Here is a 15,655-nt window from a genome sequence, read left to right on the forward strand (position 1 = left end):
ATATTTAATCAGCAAGCCCTAATTAAATAATTAAATAATTCAGGTTAAAAGCCTCCCCTTGAAAGGGGAAAAAAATAAATTTTTTCCTTAAGGGTCAATCCTCTCCCTTTTAGGGAGAGGTAATTATCCATTATCCATTATCTATTATCCATTATCCATTATTCATTATTCATTATTCATTAATAAACTGACCTTTTGTAATAATTTTTCAGCTTTATTTGCTTCTGCCATTAATACTTCAAAACTCGGAATATCTGTATCCCATTCGATTAAAGTAGGTACACTGCCAAACCTTACTAAAGCTTCTTCATACAACTCCCAAACTGGAGGATGTACAGGATAACCATGGGTATCTAATAGATAATTTTCCTTTTCTTCATAACCTGCTAAATGAATTTGCTTAACCCTTTTTGCTGGAATACCATCCAGATATTTTAGAGGGTCAATTCCATTATTTATAGCATTAACATAAAGATTATTTATATCCAGAAGTAAATAACAGTCAGCTTTTTTTACTAATCCCTCAATAAACTCCCATTCCGACATAGTTGAATCTGTAAAAGTTAAATATGGAGAAGGATTTTCAATCAAAATTTGCCTACCTAAAAATTCTTGTACTTGTAGGATACGAGATGCCACAAAATCCATCACCTTTTCCGTATAAACAAGTGGAATTAGATCGTTAAGATAGTGACCACTGACAGATATCCAAGATAAATGGTCGGAAATAAAATCTGGTTCAACTTTTGCTGCTAAATTTTTTAGGCGAGTTAAATAATCTAAATTTAATGGGTCTGTTGAACCCAAAGACATTCCTACTCCGTGTAAAGTGACAGGATAATCTTGACGAATTTTTTCTAAATTAAATAGTGGCAAACCACCAGCACAAAAATAGTTATCTGATAAAACTTCAAACCAATTTACTTTCGGTTTTTCAGTCAGAATATATTGATAATGGAGGGAACGTAAAGCAATTCCTGAACCTTGAATTGATGATGACTGAATGTAGGGTAAATCCCCCTTACTTTGCAACTTTTGATTAACATCAAATTCTAGTTTTTGAGATTCTATTTCTGTTGTCATAAGCTGTTTTTATTTAAGAATAAAGAAGGAAGAAGGAAAGACCGAATAACTGGAAAAGTGGATTAGGATGAAAAGTTGTCGCTCCACATCTATAAACCCCAATTGGGTGCATTTCATATTTGCAAAAATACTTTTTTCCTATTCCCTATTCCCTGTTCCCTGTTCCCTAAAAACAATAATTTTTTGGCTTTATTCACGCATTGAGATGTACCCATAAAAAATATGGCATTCTTGAGTTTATAGCTGATTTGATTCAACAGAGATAAATAGAGGAAAAGGGAACTATTTATAAAATATTTTCCTCTGCTCTACTCTATGATTATCAAATCATAACCCTATTCAAAGATGCCACAAATTTTGTTATAATTGCTTAAATTCTTAGTTGATATCTATTTAGATTCTGGAACATAAACTCTTGCACCAACAATTTTCTCGCAAGTACCCTCAGGAACATAAATCCACTCATTAGGATCTGAATCTACTTTAGCCTGACCCGAACAGGTATGGTCATTAGCACCACAATCATTCATGCCAGCTTTAACAATACCAGCACATTTTTCCATACCTTCTTTACCAGCAAGAGCTTCTTGATTGCTAGAAACAGTAGCAAGACCAACAGCTAGTACACCAGCGATCGCAGTAGATACAGCTAATTTTTTGTTGATGTTTTTCATAATATTATTTTCTCCAATTAATTAAGTTCAACCTTACACTTATAAAGTATTCACTATCGATCTTAAGATATTCTATGAAAAATCTGAGATTAACCTGAGAAAATGGTAGATAGTTAGTGAGTATTTTTTTGCACTAAGACTGGGTCATTTCAGTTATCAGTTATCAGTCATTCCTACACGACTTCAAAACTTACTTAACCCGTATTCTCTAGAGGTAATTATTAATTATTAATTATTAATTGTTGAAACCCTAATCAATACAAAAAAGAAATCAACCCTTCAGCTGATATGACAACAAAAATTGTGTGAAATTCTCAAAAAACTCAGCCTTAGATAGACTACCATCTCGGTTAACATCACTCATTTTCCAGAAACTTTTAATCTCTGGCTCAGTATAACCAAGCTCCTTAAACTTAGATTCAATTTCCGACATTTCTAAAACACCATCTTTATTGACATCAATCTCTTCAAAAACCTGTAGTATAGAATCCTTAAAAAGTGCCTGAGAAACAGCTTCACGAAACTCCTTTTCAATCGTATCTAAAAACGAACCTTTTCTAGTTTCCGTCAACCAAGGGTCCATAACTGTAGACCGCAACACCGTAATCGAATCACTCACAGAATCTCTTACTCCCAAACGACGTTTATAATCTTCCACAAATACCTCTCCATAATCAGCCTTATCAAAATCTGTCGTACTCACAATCAAATCATAACCATATATATCCTGCCCAGGCTTAATACTAAGCTGGTCATACATAGTTTTATTCAACCGATTTGCCAGATTCAAATCTGTATTAAGAGTCCCATCTGGATGTTTAAAATTAAAAGCATAGGTCAATATATTTTGGTCTGGACCAATTTCTGATAACAATGCCATTGCTTCTGAGTCTGCCAAAATTTCCTGATTACTTTTACCATCAATTCTGTCTCGAATAAACCGAATTTGTTCCTCAACATCATCCCCATTAATTTCAGCAGGAAGTCGCGGTACAGGAACAATAATAAAACGGTCTTCAGGATCTGCCATGCACAACAGTTTGGCATAAAGCTTTTTGCAATTAAATATAGCCTTACCATGAATTTTGCCGTATCCACTCTTAGTGGGGCGAATTACTCGATGACTCAGATAAACAGCAGCCGCAGCAGCACCTGGTTTCGACCCCTCCACACCATAAATACCTATTGTTGGCTCGGCTTCACCGTGAGAAATATAGGGAGCTTTAAAAGTCACCATATCTCGCATTGCTGAGTTGCGATAACAAAGGGCGCCTGCGGGATAGGGAATATAACCTGATTTATGAGGATCGACGGTAATAGAATCAGCATTTCCCAAGGCTTTAAACTGTTGGGTAACATAAGCACTTAAATTCACTTCAGCACTAGGTTGTTGTTTGCTCTGAGGATTTTCCGGTAGTTTAGTATCGTCTTCCCGCAACATAGCAGCAAAATAACCACCCCACGCAGCATCTCCATGAATAGTAAATTCTAGCCCTAAACTGCGAAACTTATCTCGAACTGCTAAAACTTCTTGAATGGGGTCAACAGCACTCTCTTCTGTGCTACCGATAACTGCAACTACTGTATATACTGGTCTTTTTTGGGCTAGACATTCGTTGAGAATTTTCTCCAATTCCGGAATACTCATCCGTGCATCTTTATCAATAGGAACATTAATGATGTTTGATGATCCTATTCCCAGAATAGCAGCAGCTTTGGGGAAAGAGTAGTGTTTTGTTCCCGGAACTAAAAATACTGGTGACGCTGCAATATCCCTGAGAAACTGCCGGGAAAATTCTTGTATTCCTATATTTTGCAGAGAATATTTTGATAGAGCTTGAGCGATCGCCTCACTATCTATTTCATATTCTTGGGTCAAACGACTTGGTAAAGCCAGAATATCATCACCTCTGAGATTTAACAAAGACCAGGTGTCAAATTTAATTAACGGTTTTAACTCACCAGTGGGGAGAGAAATTTCAATATTTTTTGCTGCTGCCAGAGAAGATTCATTTTTCAGTGCTGCCTGAAAAGCAATGGGATAAAATTTCAGATTTCTTGCCGACCAAATGGCTTCAATATTAGCAATAGTGCCCCCACAAGTGATGTGCCCCCAAGGTCGAATTGCCCCGTTTTCAATCTCGCTTTCATCTGGGATGGTGTATCCCAACATCCGGCACAAGTCATCCCCTACCCACATTTCCAGAAGTGTTGTTGCAGTCGAGCCTTCAAAAGCGACATTGTTGGGGTTATACAACATTGCCCCAAAGTAACCTAGAATCGCAGGTATCGTAATATCCCAGTTCATGTGGCCTTGATAGCGCATACTGAAAAAAGGAACAGATTTTTTGAGAAATGCTAGCAGGGATTGGAAGTTTTCTTTTACTGAAGCGATCGCCTGGATATATTCTGGTTGTAGTTTAATTTGTTCAGTAATATGGCTTGGGTCTCCTGGGTGATAGTTTCGCCGCCAAAATGCTTGATCGCGCAATGCTTCTACGATTAACTGCTCCAGTTTATCAGCATTTTCTGCCTTTGAGCCTAAAAACCATGCTTCTAAGGAATTGCTGCCTGAGTCTTGAGTATTTAGAATATCCAGCAGTTCTTGAATTTGAGAATTGTTTGATTTCATTAGTCTTATCCAAGTATAGCGTTACTTTTAGGAATTAGTATTATACCTGATGGCGGCATAAATAATCAAATCACCAAGCAAATATATCAGTTTTCCTCTTCGTTTTTTCCTCACCTCAGTTATTTCCCAACAACTACAGGACTTACGAAAAGGCACTACATACAGGGTCTTTGTGCGTTACGCTAGCGGGCTTCACACCCTACCAATAGCGTTCATGCGTAAGTCCTAAACTCTATTATTAATCAAACGCTGGATAAATATCCTTCTCAAAAATATCCCGAATCCAACCAGGTAAATGCTGATGCTTGTTAATATCAGTATCTGAACGCAGATCCACTTTATAACTAGAACTTCGGGGAGCTATTTCTGGTACCCAAGCTGAGTGCAGTGGAAAACCACACTGAACATCTGGGTGTCGCAGTTTTGCTATCGGACCTGCTGCCAGATTTCCCGCTTGCCAAATCCAGAATTCTGACTGTCCGCTAGGTACAGTCAGCATTGCCACCACATACCCTTCTAACTCATTGCTTTGACCCTGCTTAGGAACATAAATCGGAGTCGTGAAACTCGTACCACGAGGTACAGCCCAAAAATCTTTTACTTCCATATCAGTAGGAGACCACCGTAGGATACCAGCTTCTTTCCAAGAGGGTAGATCGTCCACTGGAACATTTCGGAATGGATGATTAGCGTACAGTTCCACCAACCTTCTGGGAACCATTTCGCTCATATAACCGTAGAAATTAACCCAAATATTTTCAAATTGCCCTGGACTCGTTCCTTGAATTCCACTGTAGGTGGGAAGCGCAACTCCCCAGAACTTCTCAAAGAACTTATATCCACTTTCATCACTGTTGATTTCCCCTGTTTGAGCGTTGACGACGTATTTACCAAATCCTTGCTGGTCATAAACGCCGGGAGGGGAGCCATAAAACTCTGGAGGAACAAATTCTAGTCGAGTAGGCCACCGCACATCCCATCGCTGAAGCGACTCGCTAACATCATGGCCAGAAGCATGAACTAAATGCAAAGTGACCCAATCTTCGTTATCCTCATAGTTGGCAAAAAAGTGAACGCACTCGCGCGGAATCTCGACGTGTTTGGCAACTGCTGCTCCTCCATCCAATTGCGATCGCGGTACAAACCAAATCTGGTTATAGGCAGATTGCGGTTCCGCCCGCACTCCTGAGAAAACCATTCGCATATATTCGATTAAAAATGCTGTGTCGATGATGACGACGTAATTGCGTGTCACGGCAATTTGGTGGGTAGACTGTTTGATAACTACTGGTTTCCCCGTGCTATCGTCAATAATTCGAGTAGTTGTAAATTTTCCTGCACCATCCCAAACGTGCAAATGGGTATCAGGTTCAATTAAACCAGCAGCTAGGGGCATTTCAAAAACAGGATTAATTAAGAAAATCTCTCCAGTATTTTCGTCGTAGGCAGTATGAGCACCACTCATGTGCATGGGAAATATCCAGGGAAACTTGATGTCTCCAACTCCAGGGATGCCATCAATTTCCATTGCTTTCCATTCACTATTTGATCCTACCGGGGTTACGGGGGATAAGGTCGTCATATCAAACTCAAACGGACGACCCGAGTCAATTGTAGCCATCATCCGCCAAGAACCATTCTCTGGGTCTCGAAAAGCTTGCAAGGCAGTATTACATTGGTTTTGCACCCCCAATAAGAGGTTCATACGAGCTAAACCACCACGATTACGAAACCGATATAGCCTTCTCCATAACTGCCATTGAGATTTTTCTTGAATTTTGCGATCGCAGATCACAGAAGGAGTTTCAAAGGGAGCACTTTTAATATGGACGCGATCGCTGTTAAAATCTAAGCGATACAATTGTCCACGGCCATTAAACCATGGGGTATCCCCTCCTTGTGGTGTAGGTACTATCCAAAATGCGTGTCCCATCATATCCCCAGGTACAGTTCCCTCAATAGTATTGAGATCGAGGTCAACGGATGTAGTGTTTTGATAGCGTGTTTTATTAGGAAGAGCGACAGAATTCATAGATTTCCTCTCTGGAAGTTATTTGAAACCATTTAATTCAGGATATATAATATCACAAAATCAGTAATTTTGCAAGAGATTGATAGGACTTATTTAGTGACTATCTAATATCATGTCCGGTTGAATAGTTATAAATAAAAATGGAGAAGTAATGAGTTATGAGTAATGAGTTATGAGCAATGAGTTATGAGGAGGGAATTTTAAGCTATAAATGAAGAGAAAGTTTTTTGATCACGCTCTTATCCGGACATGATATAAATTAGTATTTGGTAAGCATTTCCTGCGCAATGCTGCGCAAACAGCTATTAGCTGTCAGCTAGCCTCCTGCGGAGGAACTGCGGACTTCAGCAACAAGACTCTCTCCTTCAGGACAGTATTTAAATTAATATAGACTTTAAGGGCAAGGGAGCCAACTTTTGTAATACAGCGGTTTTCATTTGGGTAGACCACAGTAGGGAAATTCCATGGAACGTCCCTACAAAGTTTTGCTTGTGAAGATGTGGTTCATCAATTTGAAAAGCGCTGTAAGACAATTAATAAAGCTTTTATCCTAAACTAAGAGTAATAGCTGATAGCTGATGGCTGACGGCTGAATGCTTACAGTATTTGTATCTTGTTACGGAATAATTAACGTTTAAAGCGTCTCCTTGGCTGCGCCGCGAGCTGTCGCTCTACAAGGAGAAACAAGTGGTCGAGGGATGGATGGATTTCCTAACCATATCCAATCGACCAAGAGATAAAAATTTTTCTTTTGAGTCAATCCTATCCGTTTTCAAGGAGAGGTAATTATTAATTATTAATTATTAATTATTAATTATTAATTGTTGAACACATATTTTGCATACTTTTGAAAGCAATTCATTTTTTAGCATGGATATAATCAATAAAGTAAAATTGAGGAATTAACCACAATTTCAACCAAGCATAAATCCCCATTCCCAAAAGTGCTGTAATTACTAAAGGTAAACCTATTTTAATCCGCAAATTATCGGGAATAATAGCAACTCCAGACACAATAATTATGAAATAATTTATCAGGAAAATTTGTAATCTTTGTAGATTTTTCAATGCTTGCCGACAACTACTGCAATGCTGAGTATGTTGTTGATAGCGGTCCAATATCAAAGCACGATTATTATTTATTAGTGAGTTATTTTGTATGCTAATTCCTACTTTACTCCAAGGTAGTTTACCATCACAATATTTATCAAACCAGTTCCTAAATTCAATCACTAAACGGTCTGCACTTGTAGGTAACTTGTAAGCTGTTTTCCAACTTTCATTTAATTGTTTTTGTTTAAGTAAATACTCTTGTTGACTTAATAGAATCATATCTCCATCGATAACTAAATTCCGAGTTTTAATATGATCCCACCAACGCGGTGTCAGTCGATGAATTGTTTTAGCAAAATTCCTGGGAAACTGAGCAACAATTCTAGATTTACCAGGGGATACAGGCAAACAATAAGTAACAAGTCCTATTTTTTTTCCACTGCCACCAATACTAATTTCATACTCTAAACGACAAGGTGGTTCAAAAGTAATTTTTGTCGGCAAATTTCCAGGACTAAAAACTTCAATTAAATCAATTGTTGATTGTACAATTTCCATAAATATTGGTCTGGCTTTTTCTCTATTCCCCTGAACCCCATGATGAGCAAAAGGAACATGACTAGGATCTGCTACATTTTCTACTAAAGTTTGCCAATCATATTCGAGTTCGCGGACATAAGAAGACCACACAAAACCTTTCTCAGCATCTATTTGTGGTGATAATGGTAGGGGTGTAGTTTCAGCTAGTTCTGCTGTTTGAGCATCCGGCCAAACCCAGAGTAAATCATTTTCCTGGCGTACTGGTAATGAAGTTACACAGAAATTTTGTTGATTTTTTGCTATAATTTGCTGATTTTCAGCTTGGGGAATATGAGTACAGATACCTTGAGAATCAAATTGCCAACCATGATAACTACACATTAAATTACCAGTTTTCTCATCAATACGACCCTCGCTTAAGGGTGCTAGACGGTGAGGACAAACATCTAAAAATACCTGGTAATTCTCAGAATATCTTGGCTTCCAGATGACTAAACGTATTCCCAACAAAGTTACAGGAACTGGGATTTCTGGATCTAGGTCTTCAATGGGAGAAAGAGGATACCAGTGCTGAAAAAAATTAAATTCGGTTTGCATTTTATTTTAGGTAGTAGTTTTTAGTTCAATTTGTCTCATCTATACTAATTTACTCTAAGGATGTCACAAATAGTCAACAACTGATGATGTGGAATAATAGGCTGAAATTATTGTAAGCGTCAATGCTTTAAGTCTATCAACTTTCACTTCGCGCATTCTGACTTTCATGAAATAATGTTTTTAGAGTTCTTAACTACTTTAACGAGCTAATTTTTATTACTTGACAAAGACAAAGACTAATCACATTTTACATTCATATGCTCTGCTCCCCAATCTCTCATAGAAATCATAATTGGCTCCAGAGTACGACCATAATCTGTAAGCGAATATTCTACTCGTGGTGGCACTTCAGCATAGACTTTTCGTGCGATAATATTATCTTTTTCCAATTCGCGTAGTTGATTAGCAAGCATACGCTGCGTAATACCTTTAATTTTTTTCTTCAATTCGCCGAAACGTAATACATCATTCTGCAAGAGATTAAAAATAATCACAGGTTTCCACCGTCCACCAATCACCGATAACGTGGCTTCGACAGAACACCCATAGGGACGATCGTAATTATTTTTCTGCGTCATAATTCTCTAAACCTTTCAATAGTTACTTTTAAGTCACTATATAAAAAAATTGTACCTACTTGTTATTATTTGCATTTTTATTATACTTTTAATCATATAGAACCCCTAAACGGATCTATAGAGAAGGAGATGGGGGGATGGGGAGATGGGGAGATGGGGAGATGAGAGTATTTTTCTACCTGCAAGGGAAGCTACCAGGTTTGCTATTGGGCGACGCGGGGTCTCATCCGCTTTTTCCCCATTCTCGTTCCTGAATTTCCACTGGCTCGCTCAGACTGAGGACAGAAGCCAAAAGCACATACTGCTTCCAAAGATACGGTTAGGGGTTCTATAACTTATAAACGAAGACAGAGGACAGAAAGAACCATTGGTTTTAGTTCGCGGACACTTATGTAGCAATGAGCGCTGGTATATTTACAAATTGCAGGAGGGGCTAAATAGCTAAAATCTTATATTGTCAGCAATTTATTCCCCCAGATGAGCTGTTGCTTTCCGGAGCTGTTGCTTGCGCACAGCGCTATAACTGTTCTGCAATTGTTCCTTTGTGAGCTGAAGCTACGCAGTTTCCCAATTATCAAAATCATAAGGGTTGCGCAACCCCGCTTTTTAAGGCGCAATATTTTTGGAGCGAAGCTCAAATCCCCTACTTCCCCTCCTGGGAGGGGCGGGGGTGGGTTGGATTAGGGGTGGGTTAACTTCTGTACGGGCGAATGGCCATTCGCCCCTACTGACTTCTGACTTTTGACTTCATTAAGTATCCCATGAGGAAACTTTTAGATGTTCAATTTTTAACAACTTGCAAAAGGAGATAGATATGGCTGATGAAAACTACACTACATTCAAGGCAACAAAGGATGGAACAGTCCTTACTGTTACTTTTGATTACCCTCCTGTGAATGTTCAAGGCATTCCTATGCTAGACGATCTAAATCTTTTGGCGGAAAAACTTGAGGGCGATCGTAGCGTCAAAGTTGTTGTTTTTCAATCTGCGCACCCAGAGATTTTTGTAGCTCATGCCGATACTAATTTCCTCAAAGATATGTCTACAACAGCAGTATCGCGCGACGAGGTAGAACTGCTCTATCTACAGAAAACCCTGGAGCGTATTAGTAAATTACCACAGGCGACTATCGCTAAAATCGAAGGGTTCGCACGGGGTGGCGGCCATGAATTTGCGCTGGCTTGTGATATGCGCTTTGCCGCTCGTGGCAAGGCAAAATTCATGCAGATGGAAGTTGGTATGGGCATCCTGCCTTGTGGTGGTGGCGCATCACGCATGGCTCGTCAGGCAGGTTTGGGCAGAGCATTGGAAATTATTTTAAGTGCCCGTGATTTTGATGCGGACGAAGCAGAAGCCTATGGCACTATTAATAAAGCTCTCGATGCTGACAAAATAGGTGCTTATGTTGATAATTTGGCAAAACGCATCGCCCATTTCCCAGCTGATTCGATTAATGCTTGTAAGCAGGCTGTTTATGCTTCAATCGATAAGCCAATCGAAGATGCCCTCAAAGAAGAAGCTTACTGGCTCTATCAGGCAACAAGTAAAACACCGGCAATTAAGCGTTTCCAAATCGCAGATGACACAAGCCTTCAATATGATATAGAGAACCAGCGTAACTGGGAGCAAGGAGTGATCAATATTCAGGAAATAGAATAATGGACACTCAAAAGAATAAACAAACCGTTTGTGATTTTTTTGAACACTTCTGTGCAGCAAATGTTTCAGCAGCCCTTGATTTGCTTGATGATGCTGTTATCTGGCGTCCGAGAAGAGATCGGTGTAAATCATGTTGCACTGAACCTGCGCTTTAATAAAGCCGATATTGATACAACACTGAAACGTTTAGCAGATGAGAACCTGCCAGACTTCAATGGATAAAGGAGACAAAGCCATGCAAAAAACTATTTTAATTACTGGCTCTACCGATGGTATTGGACTGGAAACAGCGAAGATGCTTACTTCACTGGGGCACCATGTGTTATTGCATGGTCGTAATCCAAAAAAGCTCGAACAAGTGCAAAAAACGCTTCTTGAACTCAAAGGTGGCGGACCTGTTGAAATTTATATAGCCGATCTGTCGCTCATGGATAATGTCGAGGAACTCGCGAAAACTGTAGCGGAAAAGCACTCTAAACTTGATGTTTTAATTAATAATGCAGGTGTCTATAATGCGCCCGATCCTGTTACCCAGGATGGTCTTGATATACGCTTTGCTGTCAATACCATCGCTCCCTATCTGCTTACACAACGGTTATTATCACTGCTCGATACTTCAGGAAGGGTGATTAATTTGTCCTCTGCTGCTCAATCTACTGTCCAAGCAGAAGCAGTGGCTGGACGAGTCAAGTTGTCTGACGGAGCCGCTTATGCACAAAGTAAACTGGCGCTTACAATGTGGTCGCGCAGTCTGGCACTTTCCCTTAAGGAGAACGGTCCTATAATCATCGCGATTAACCCTGGGTCGATGCTCGGTAGCAAAATGGTAAAGCAGGCATTTGGAGTGACTGGCAACGATATTCGTATTGGGGCAGAAATACTTACTCGCGCAGCATTGACGGATGAGTTCAAAACTTCTTCAGGCAAGTATTTCGACAATGATTTAGGTCAGTTTGTCTCTCCGCATCCCCATGTACTTAATACACGAAAATGCCAAGATATTGTACGGATTATTGAAACTATTTTAGCTTAAATAGGACTTATGCACCTGCAACGTATTTTCGTCCGAAGCGACCGACAGGGTTTGCGGAGCAGTCCTGAACGGAAAGCAATCTCAAATCCTAGTTTTTCTGATCTCATGCGTAAGTCCTCCTGTTAAACTTTGGTAGTACATCAAATAAGTGATTACCAACAATTTTCCCCATGAAGAACATAAGAAGATTTTTATTACTCGCACTTGCACTCTTCGTAACCGCCTTGGGTTGCGCGCAAGTCACATCTCAAAGCATCGAGCCGGAATTAGCAGCCAAGCCAACCTCCGAGGTCGTCTTAAGGTCCGAAGTCCAGTGGGGACCCCTCAACCCCGCCCGTGGCGACCAAAGCCCTCGGGCTGGTAATCTTTGGGGCGATCGCACTGGCTCCGGGCCTTCAGGCTTCCTAGTAGAGTTTGTGGACGGCTTCTCGTCCCCACCTCACATTCACAATATCACCTACCGTGGAGTGGCCATTAGCGGCACCGTTCACAACGATGACCCGAATGCGGAGAAGATGTGGCTGCCGACGGGTTCTTTCTGGACGCAGCCAGCCGGAGGTGTACACATTACTGCTGCCGAGGGTAGCAACAACATGGCATACATAGAGATCGATGAAGGGCCGTATCTTGTCCTTCCCACTGAGGAGGCGTTTCCTAGCGATGACAAACCGATTAACGTGGACCCATCGAACATTGTTTGGATCGATCAACCCGGAATGCCAGCCTCTGCCAATGGAGCAAAGGTAGCCTTTCTTTGGGGTAACCCACAGGACGATCAATTATACGGGAGTTTTGTCAAGCTACCGGCTGGATTTACTGGAAAGATACATAGCCACGGTTCGACATTCCACGCTGTGGTAATCCAGGGTCAACCAAAGTACCAAGTGACGAGTGAGATCGCTCTCAAGACCTTGGTGCCGGGCAGTTATTTCAGCTTGAAGGAAGAGTCGGTGCATCAAGTCTGGTCTGAAGCAGGAGAAGAGAGCATCATCTATGTACGCACGAATGGCAAATTTGATGTCATTCCGGCGTAGCTCAAGAAGTAATACCATTTCTCAAAAACTTTTCTACATTTTATTGAGCAGGGGAGTAGGGTAGTAGGTAGGGACGTTGCATGCAACGTCCGTACAGGGAGAAGCAAACATAAGAGTAATTAACATTAACTTAGCTAAAATTAGCAAAAAAGTGATTTTGCTTGTACCGATTAGTTGATAACTGAAGTATTGCCCAAGTATAGCGCTAATGTATGGGGATTAGTATAATCTCGGCCGTTCCTAATAACCTAATAATATTTAAAATTTGGAGGTAAAATCCATGAAAGCAGTAGGTTTAACTCAATATTTACCAATTGATAACGAAAATAGTCTGTTAGATGTGGAAATCCCTAAACCCACAGCTAAAGGCAAAGATTTATTGGTACAGGTTAAGGCAATTTCCGTTAACCCAGTAGATTATAAAGTCCGCTCTCCTCAAGATAAGGTTGAATCCGAACCCCGCATTCTTGGTTGGGATGCAGCAGGTGTAGTGGTAGAAGTTGGAGAAGAAGTAACACAATTTAAACCTGGAGAGGAGGTTTATTATGCAGGAGATATTACTCGTCCTGGTAGCAACAGCGAATTTCATTTAGTGGATGCCAGAATAGTCGGTCGCAAACCCCAGAATTTAGATTTTGCTCATGCAGCAGCTTTTCCTCTTACTGGTATCACTGCTTGGGAAGCTCTATTTGAAAGATTAAATATTGATAAAACAGGAGCAGATGCAGGTAAATCCATTTTAATTATCAATGGTGCAGGGGGAGTTGGTTCTATTGCGATTCAAATAGCGAAAAAGCTAGCCAAGCTTAATGTTATTGCTACAGCTTCTCGTCCTGAAACTATTGCTTGGTGTAAAAAAATGGGTGCTGATGAAGTGGTCAATCATCGAAATAATCTTGCGGAGGAAATTGAGAAAATCGGTTATCAAAATGTCGATTATATTCTTTGCTTGAACGACACCGATGGTCACTGGCAAGCTATGACTAAAGCAATTAAACCCCAAGGCACGATTTGTTCCATTGTGGAAAACGAACAACCGTTAGACATGGAAACTTTAAAGAGTAAGAGTGCTAGCTTTGTTTGGGAATTTATGTTTACTCGATCCATGTATCAAACAGAAGATATGGCAGAGCAAACTAATTTACTTAATGAGTTGAGTCAACTGATCGAAGATGGTGTAATTGTTACAACTTGCAATGAGGTAGTCAAACCGATCGATGCTAAAAACTTACGGGATGTTCATCAACGTCTTGAAAAGGGTAGAACTATTGGAAAAATTGTTTTAGCTGAATGGAATTAATTTTTAACTAGCTATCAGCTTTCAGGTATAACACTAGGATTTACACATAACTACCAGATATTGTAGGGGTTGGCCGTTAACCCTTACAAGAGGTTTATTACGCAGGAGATATTACTCGTCCTGGTAGCAACAGCGAATTTCATTTAGTGGATGCCAGAATTGTTGGTCGCAAACCCAATAATTTAGATTTTGCTCATGCAGCAGCTTTTCCTCTTATACCAATTCCTAAAAGTAACACTATACTTGGGTAAGACTTCAGTTATTAATTAATTAACTTCCCGCCAGGGAAGTCCCGCGCTCTCCCGCAGGGGAGCGTCGTATGGTCAAGCCAGGGCCAAGATTCGGATACCTTCATAAGCTAAACGTTCATATGCCCTTGACAAGCTAGGTACATTTTGTTATGGTAAGGTCCAACACAGGGGGAGGACATCACCTCTGTCTAAACAGCGGTCAGGGTTTCCCAGACTGAAGAATCCCGCGTTGTCCCGTAAGGGCAACGTCGGGAGTATGTCAAAACAGGTAGAATCACCTTTTTGCTAAAAATAGCCCAGTTAATATTAGAGTTGTTGGGAAATAAAAATTCAAAAGCCTCAAAAGCTTACTATATAAGATTTTCAGGGTTGGAGAATTAAAAAACACTATAAACATTGACTAATAATGGTTTTAGCCATTTTTTTAGCTTAATTCCCAACAACTCTATTAATTATTCTTACTTTTTACCAAAAAATGAGGGTATGTGCCTCCCCTTTTAAGGGGATGAAAAAAATATTTAGTTCAGTATTTCAAGCCTCCGACTTCAGTCGGAGGTTCACTGATAACTGATAACTGATAACTGAAATGACTTCTCCCCCACTCCCCCTCCCAGGAGGCGGAGGGGCTAGGGGTGGATCCCCTGCTCAACAAAATGGGGCACTCGAAGATGGTGTGTTGATATTTAGCAACAAGGAAACATAACTTTAACGAAGTCATACAGCGCTTTTCAGATGGATGAACCACATCGTCATAACCAAAACCTTGTAGGGGCGAACGGCCGTTTGCTTCGCATAACTATCGTTAACGCCCCTACTGTGGTCTATCGAAATGAAAACCGCTGTAAGTCAGAACTCAGAAGTTAACCCACCCCTAACCCCTCCCAGGAGGGGAAGTAGGGGATGCGTGAGCAACTCTCCAAAAATATTTATTGCGCCTTAAAAGGCGGGGTTTTAGACCCATATTATTTTGATAAATGATTATTATTATCAAACGCGAAAAATCAAGAGTTTAGACAGTATCTTAATAGTTGAAACCTTTATCCAACAATCGTTATATCAAATCCGTTTAATTGGACATAAAAAAAATATCCAATTGCCATAACGACGCTCATCTTTCTAATTCTCTCTCCTCCTGACTCCTGTACGGGCGAACGGCCGTTTGCTTCGCATAACTATCGTTAACGCCCC

Annotated in this window: 11 protein-coding genes; 5 read left to right on the plus strand and 6 right to left on the minus strand. The window is 40.2% G+C overall.

Annotation, left to right across the window (positions count from 1 at the left end; genetic code table 11):
• Positions 1 to 165: 165 nt before the first annotated feature.
• The 6 genes from F6K23_RS12970 to F6K23_RS12995 form a co-directional block, all read right to left on the minus strand.
• Positions 166 to 1,083: a DUF692 domain-containing protein gene (locus tag F6K23_RS12970; protein ID WP_293155656.1), complete on the minus strand. Its 918-nt coding sequence runs from the start codon at positions 1,081 to 1,083 to the stop codon at positions 166 to 168.
• Between the two features lie 389 nt (positions 1,084 to 1,472).
• Positions 1,473 to 1,757: a DUF2282 domain-containing protein gene (locus F6K23_RS12975; RefSeq protein WP_202223804.1), complete on the minus strand. Its 285-nt coding sequence runs from the start codon at positions 1,755 to 1,757 to the stop codon at positions 1,473 to 1,475.
• Between the two features lie 271 nt (positions 1,758 to 2,028).
• Positions 2,029 to 4,389 (minus strand): pyridoxal-dependent decarboxylase, encoded by a 2,361-nt coding sequence (locus F6K23_RS12980; RefSeq protein ID WP_293155662.1) that lies wholly within the window; start codon positions 4,387 to 4,389, stop codon positions 2,029 to 2,031.
• A 238-nt stretch (positions 4,390 to 4,627) separates the two neighbouring features.
• Positions 4,628 to 6,421 (minus strand): carotenoid oxygenase family protein, encoded by a 1,794-nt coding sequence (locus F6K23_RS12985; protein WP_293155665.1) that lies wholly within the window; start codon positions 6,419 to 6,421, stop codon positions 4,628 to 4,630.
• Between the two features lie 858 nt (positions 6,422 to 7,279).
• On the minus strand, positions 7,280 to 8,611 hold the full coding sequence (locus F6K23_RS12990; protein WP_293155668.1) for a Rieske 2Fe-2S domain-containing protein: 1,332 nt from the start codon (positions 8,609 to 8,611) through the stop codon (positions 7,280 to 7,282).
• A 236-nt stretch (positions 8,612 to 8,847) separates the two neighbouring features.
• Positions 8,848 to 9,189, minus strand: coding sequence for a helix-turn-helix domain-containing protein (locus F6K23_RS12995; RefSeq protein ID WP_293155671.1), 342 nt, complete (start codon positions 9,187 to 9,189; stop codon positions 8,848 to 8,850).
• A gap of 814 nt (positions 9,190 to 10,003) precedes the next feature.
• Between F6K23_RS12995 and F6K23_RS13000 the strand changes: the two genes are divergently transcribed.
• The 5 genes from F6K23_RS13000 to F6K23_RS13020 all read left to right on the plus strand — a co-directional run bounded on the left by F6K23_RS13000 (position 10,004) and on the right by F6K23_RS13020 (position 14,216).
• The gene (locus tag F6K23_RS13000; RefSeq protein WP_293155673.1) at positions 10,004 to 10,849 is read left to right on the plus strand and encodes an enoyl-CoA hydratase/isomerase family protein; all 846 of its coding nucleotides are present in this window, start codon (positions 10,004 to 10,006) and stop codon (positions 10,847 to 10,849) included.
• 39 nt (positions 10,850 to 10,888) lie between these two features.
• Complete coding sequence (locus tag F6K23_RS13005; protein ID WP_293155676.1) at positions 10,889 to 11,071, plus strand: hypothetical protein; 183 nt, start codon at positions 10,889 to 10,891, stop codon at positions 11,069 to 11,071.
• Positions 11,064 to 11,882, plus strand: a complete 819-nt coding sequence (locus tag F6K23_RS13010) for an SDR family NAD(P)-dependent oxidoreductase (protein ID WP_293155679.1) — start codon at positions 11,064 to 11,066, stop codon at positions 11,880 to 11,882. Before F6K23_RS13005 ends, F6K23_RS13010 begins: the two co-directional genes overlap by 8 nt.
• Positions 11,883 to 12,052: 170 nt before the next feature.
• A complete protein-coding gene (locus tag F6K23_RS13015) occupies positions 12,053 to 12,916 on the plus strand; it encodes a DUF4437 domain-containing protein (RefSeq protein ID WP_293155682.1) in 864 nt (287 codons plus the stop codon).
• A gap of 280 nt (positions 12,917 to 13,196) precedes the next feature.
• A complete protein-coding gene (locus F6K23_RS13020) occupies positions 13,197 to 14,216 on the plus strand; it encodes a zinc-binding alcohol dehydrogenase family protein (RefSeq protein WP_293155685.1) in 1,020 nt (339 codons plus the stop codon).
• Positions 14,217 to 15,655 lie beyond the last annotated feature (1,439 nt).

This window comes from Okeania sp. SIO2C9 (genome assembly GCF_010672455.1).
Taxonomy (GTDB): domain Bacteria; phylum Cyanobacteriota; class Cyanobacteriia; order Cyanobacteriales; family Microcoleaceae; genus Okeania.